Annotated in this window: 5 protein-coding genes; 2 read left to right on the forward strand and 3 right to left on the reverse strand. The window is 42.4% G+C overall.

The genetic code is table 11. The features are described 5' to 3' along the window. Positions 1 to 293 precede the first annotated feature (293 nt). The gene (locus tag C7B77_RS25520) at positions 294 to 1985 is read left to right on the forward strand and encodes a beta-barrel domain-containing protein (protein ID WP_106311583.1); all 1692 of its coding nucleotides are present in this window, start codon (positions 294 to 296) and stop codon (positions 1983 to 1985) included. 156 nt (positions 1986 to 2141) lie between these two features. Further along, on the forward strand, positions 2142 to 2876 hold the full coding sequence (locus C7B77_RS25525) for a peptidylprolyl isomerase (protein ID WP_106311586.1): 735 nt from the start codon (positions 2142 to 2144) through the stop codon (positions 2874 to 2876). 69 nt (positions 2877 to 2945) lie between these two features. On the opposite strand, the gene C7B77_RS25530 is transcribed toward C7B77_RS25525, so the two are convergent. The 3 genes from C7B77_RS25530 to C7B77_RS25540 form a co-directional block, all read right to left on the reverse strand. Continuing rightward, the gene (locus tag C7B77_RS25530; protein ID WP_106311589.1) at positions 2946 to 3131 is read right to left on the reverse strand and encodes a hypothetical protein; all 186 of its coding nucleotides are present in this window, start codon (positions 3129 to 3131) and stop codon (positions 2946 to 2948) included. 159 nt (positions 3132 to 3290) lie between these two features. Continuing rightward, positions 3291 to 3524 (reverse strand): hypothetical protein, encoded by a 234-nt coding sequence (locus C7B77_RS25535; protein ID WP_106311592.1) that lies wholly within the window; start codon positions 3522 to 3524, stop codon positions 3291 to 3293. Between the two features lie 137 nt (positions 3525 to 3661). After that, positions 3662 to 3862, reverse strand: a complete 201-nt coding sequence (locus C7B77_RS25540; protein ID WP_106311595.1) for a hypothetical protein — start codon at positions 3860 to 3862, stop codon at positions 3662 to 3664. Positions 3863 to 3973: the final 111 nt, after the last annotated feature.

Here is a 3973-nt window from a genome sequence, read left to right on the forward strand (position 1 = left end):
AGCATAAACCCGCCCCTACGGTCGAGCTAAAAAAATTATGATGTAGATTTTTATGGATCTGTAGGGGCGGGTTTATGCTAAAAATTCTTGACTAGCACGATCGGGATCGAACGAACCCGCCCTCCCCACTAAAGATCCCAAAGAGGGGTTCTTAAATACACTGCCTTTCGGGCACCAATTTATCGAGCGACAAATAATGGATCTCGTGGATATCTACCCCGCCCTATGGGCACCCCTCCTGGGAGGGGATTTTTCAAGCAGCTTTTTAGGAATTATATGTAAGGGAAAAAACGATGTCTGAAATATTAAATGGTCGCACGATTCCCCAACGGGTACGCTATGCAAACGAATTAGTGCAGTCGCAAGCCATCGAGGTTGTGCCAAATCGACCCGCAGAGATAGTTGTAACTGATGAGGATTGGTCGGATACCGTTAAGGATGCGATCGAGGCTTTGCCGCAGATTTGGACGCGGGGCTTGCTGTATTTAATTCTGGGATTTACTTGTACCGTCCTCCCTTGGGCGATGTTGTCGAAATTCGATGAAACTGGTGCGGGGAGAGGGCGGATTGAGACTAAAGGTGCAGCTAATCGGCTGGAATCTGCAACATCCGGCTCGGTAATTGCCGTGCGGGTGCAAGAAGGACAATCGGTGAAAAAGGGGCAGATTTTACTGGAACTAGAATCTGATGCGGTGAGGGCGGAAATTCAACAATCGAAAACTAAATTAGAAGGACAGATGAATCGGCTCTCGCAATTAGGAATTGCCAAGAATCAAGTCTCGATCGCGATTGCCACCCAGCAGCAGCAAAACAAAGCCCAAGCTGTCGAAAAACTCGCTCAATTCGAGCAAGCCCAGCAAAATTTAGCCGCCAAAAAATCTAGCGCGCCATTATCAGAAAATCTCAAACTAATTCAACTCGATCGAGCTAATAAAATCCTGACAGATAGTAAGGCAAACCTGCTAATTCAACAAACTGAAAAAGCCACTCAACTTCGTCAAGCCCGCCAAAGACTAGCCGCTGCCAAAACAGCCCTAATTATTAATGATAGCAAATATCAATGGAGCCTCAAAGAACTCAAACGTTATCAAGGGTTGCGGGAGCAAGGCGGTATTCCCGAAGTAAAGCTAGTCGAAATTCAAGGCATTGCCAAAGAAATGGAACTTATGACAGCTCAATCTACCGCTGAAGTCCAATTAGCCGAGACGGGTATTAAAGAGCAAGAGATTAATTACACCAAAGTAATTTATCAACTCCAAGCCGATATTCGTCAATCAGAATCTAAACTACAAGAGCAAGATCGAGAATATCAACAAATTGCCGCACAGCAAAAAGTGGCGATTAAACAAGCCGAATCGCAATTAAAAGAACAGCAAGCCAATCGTGACAGTCTCATTCAAGGTGGTAAGCTAGCAATCTTGAAAAGTGAAGAACAACTCAAAGATCTCCAGTCCCAAATCGCTACTCTCAATAATGAAATCTCCCAAACCAAACAGCAAATTGCCGAATCAGAGCGGCAACTAGCCCAAAAAATCGTCCGCGCTCCCGTCGCGGGTACCGTCCTTCAGCTTCCATTCAAGCAACCTAAATCTTTCGTCCAAACCGGGCAACTCGTCGCCCAGATTGCCCCACAGGGTGCAGCTACGATTCTTAAAGTCCAGATGCCCAGTCAGAATACGGGGTTTTTAAAAACGGGGATGCCTGTAAAGGTGAAATTCGATGCTTATCCGTTTCAAGACTATGGCGTCGTCGAAGGCAAGGTGCAAATGGTGTCGCCCGATTCCAAGCTAGTAGATGCGGGAACTGGCAAGATTGAGGCATTTGAGGTGGATGTGATACTCGATCGCGATTATATCCAATCTCAGGGCAAACGCATTCCGCTGAATTTAGGACAAACAGCTACGGCGGAAGTAATTGTCAGGCAACGACAAACGATCGATCTGATTCTCGATCCGTTCAAGAAGTTACAACAGGGCGGCATTTAGAAAAATAATTACATCTATCTAGGTAAGGGTAATTCATGAAGCGGCTCGCGCTCGTCGGGTTTCCCGACGTAAAAAGCGAGACAAGACATTACCCCTACCTAAATGATTGGACATTAATACAAACACTCAGAATATTTTAGACAGGAGTACTTTAAAATGTCGATCGATACTAATATCACTACCAAAGATATCCTCGAACAACTCAAAATATCTCGTAAAATTCCCGAAATTATCGAACAGATTCTAACACGACGAATTGTCATAGCAGAAGCAGAAAAACTCGGAATTAAAGTAGAAATCCCCGAACTCCAAGAAGCTGCCGATCTATTTCGCGCTAAAAACAGGCTAATCAGTGCCAGAATTACCGAAAAGTGGCTAGAGATCAATCAACTCTCTCTCGATGAATTTGAAGCGATTATTCATCTAGAATTGTTGAGTAATAAGCTCAGGCAGATAGTATTGATAGATAAAGTAGAACAGTACTTCTACCAACATCAATTAGATTTCGATCGAGTGGTCATTTCTGAAGTTATCTTGGCGAATAAAGAACTTGCCACCGAGCTATATTATGCTATCCGGGAGGGAGAAATTAGCTTCCAAGATGTTGCGATTAAATACATTACCGATCCAGAACTCAAGCGCAAAGGCGGTTATCTGGGTCAAATCAAACGTAAAGACCTGAATGCGGGCTTGCGATCGATCTTTTCTGTTACAACTTATCCACAGGTAATTAAACCGATTGCCACCGCTCAAGGATTTCACCTAATTTGGCTGGAAGAAAAAATCGATGCTAAACTGGAGTCAGACATTTATGAAGAAATCCAATCTCAACTATTTACAGAATTTTTGAGAGAAAAAATAGCTAGCTCGATGACTAGCACAGACTCATAAAATAACATTGAATTATGAAAAGATGAGAGGGTGCTGGCAGTTCGAGCACCCTCTCGTCCTATTTAAATTTTAGAGATAAGCGACTGTTGAATATGTTGATGCAGCAATCGTGCGCCCAATTGTAATAATAACTGGAGTCCATCCTCCGTGTAGCTCCAGCTCATCATCAGATAAATCTCTCATAAAATTCTCTGAATCGCTAAATAGATCTGCCCCAGCAATACTAGTCAAGTCCTTTACTTGAATATCAGCCATATTCTTTGATTCCTAATTGATTGGTGTTGGTAGTATTTCCAAATAAGTAGATATAACTCAGTCGATCGAATAGATACTAAAGGTGGCATCGAAATTGGTGCCACATAGTCTGAGACTATCTTCCTATCGTTAGTCTGAGTTTAAACTCAGACTAACTTATTAAATATAAAAATTAGCAACGATTGGGAAGAAACCATCAAATGATGGATTGGCTGGTGTTGGCCAATTACTTACGATCGGAGGCGGAAGAATGGGTGCGATCGATCGACGTTTGCCTCCTTCTAAAGCTAGTTCGCATTCAGACAAGTCTCGAATACAACTATCTGAATTACCAAATAGATCTATTTCAGCAATACTATGTACTGCTAAGTCTTTTAACTTAATATTCGCCATGTTGCTTTATTCCTAATCAACTTGTTTTGTGTCATCGATCTCGTTCGAGTTCTATTTCGCAAATGCTATTCCTTCTCATCCCTCAATGCAAAGATGGCTCATAAATCATCCTTACATCGAGAAATGAATGTCAATTACTACTCGATCTTGACAATAGGGGGTGTTGGAATGGGGCGAGGACGGCAGAAAATAGATAGGCGAGCAGTAGGTACGGGAGCTTTTCCACCCTGAAGATCGAGTTCATCTTCAGATAAATCTTGCATGAAGCTATCTGAGTCATTAAATAAATCGAAGCCAGCGATGTTCCCTGCTAAATCTGTTAGTTGAATATTTGCCATTTTAGTTAGTCCTCAGATCGACTTTTACTATTTTTGAGATCGAATTAAATAGTTCTCCTACAAAAGTCTAAAATAAATCGATAGAGCCTATAAGTTTCAGTACATTCAAGC

This window comes from Chamaesiphon polymorphus CCALA 037, assembly GCF_003003845.1.
GTDB lineage: Bacteria > Cyanobacteriota > Cyanobacteriia > Cyanobacteriales > Chamaesiphonaceae > Chamaesiphon > Chamaesiphon polymorphus.

Bases quoted from the DNA above. Each gene is read 5' to 3' on its own strand.
- C7B77_RS25520 (WP_106311583.1), top strand. From the start codon at position 294: ATGTCTGAAATATTAAATGGTCGCACGATTCCCCAACGGGTACGCTAT.
- C7B77_RS25525 (WP_106311586.1), top strand. From the start codon at position 2,142: ATGTCGATCGATACTAATATCACTACCAAAGATATCCTCGAACAACTC.
- C7B77_RS25530 (WP_106311589.1), bottom strand. From the start codon at position 3,131: ATGGCTGATATTCAAGTAAAGGACTTGACTAGTATTGCTGGGGCAGAT.
- C7B77_RS25535 (WP_106311592.1), bottom strand. From the start codon at position 3,524: ATGGCGAATATTAAGTTAAAAGACTTAGCAGTACATAGTATTGCTGAA.
- C7B77_RS25540 (WP_106311595.1), bottom strand. From the start codon at position 3,862: ATGGCAAATATTCAACTAACAGATTTAGCAGGGAACATCGCTGGCTTC.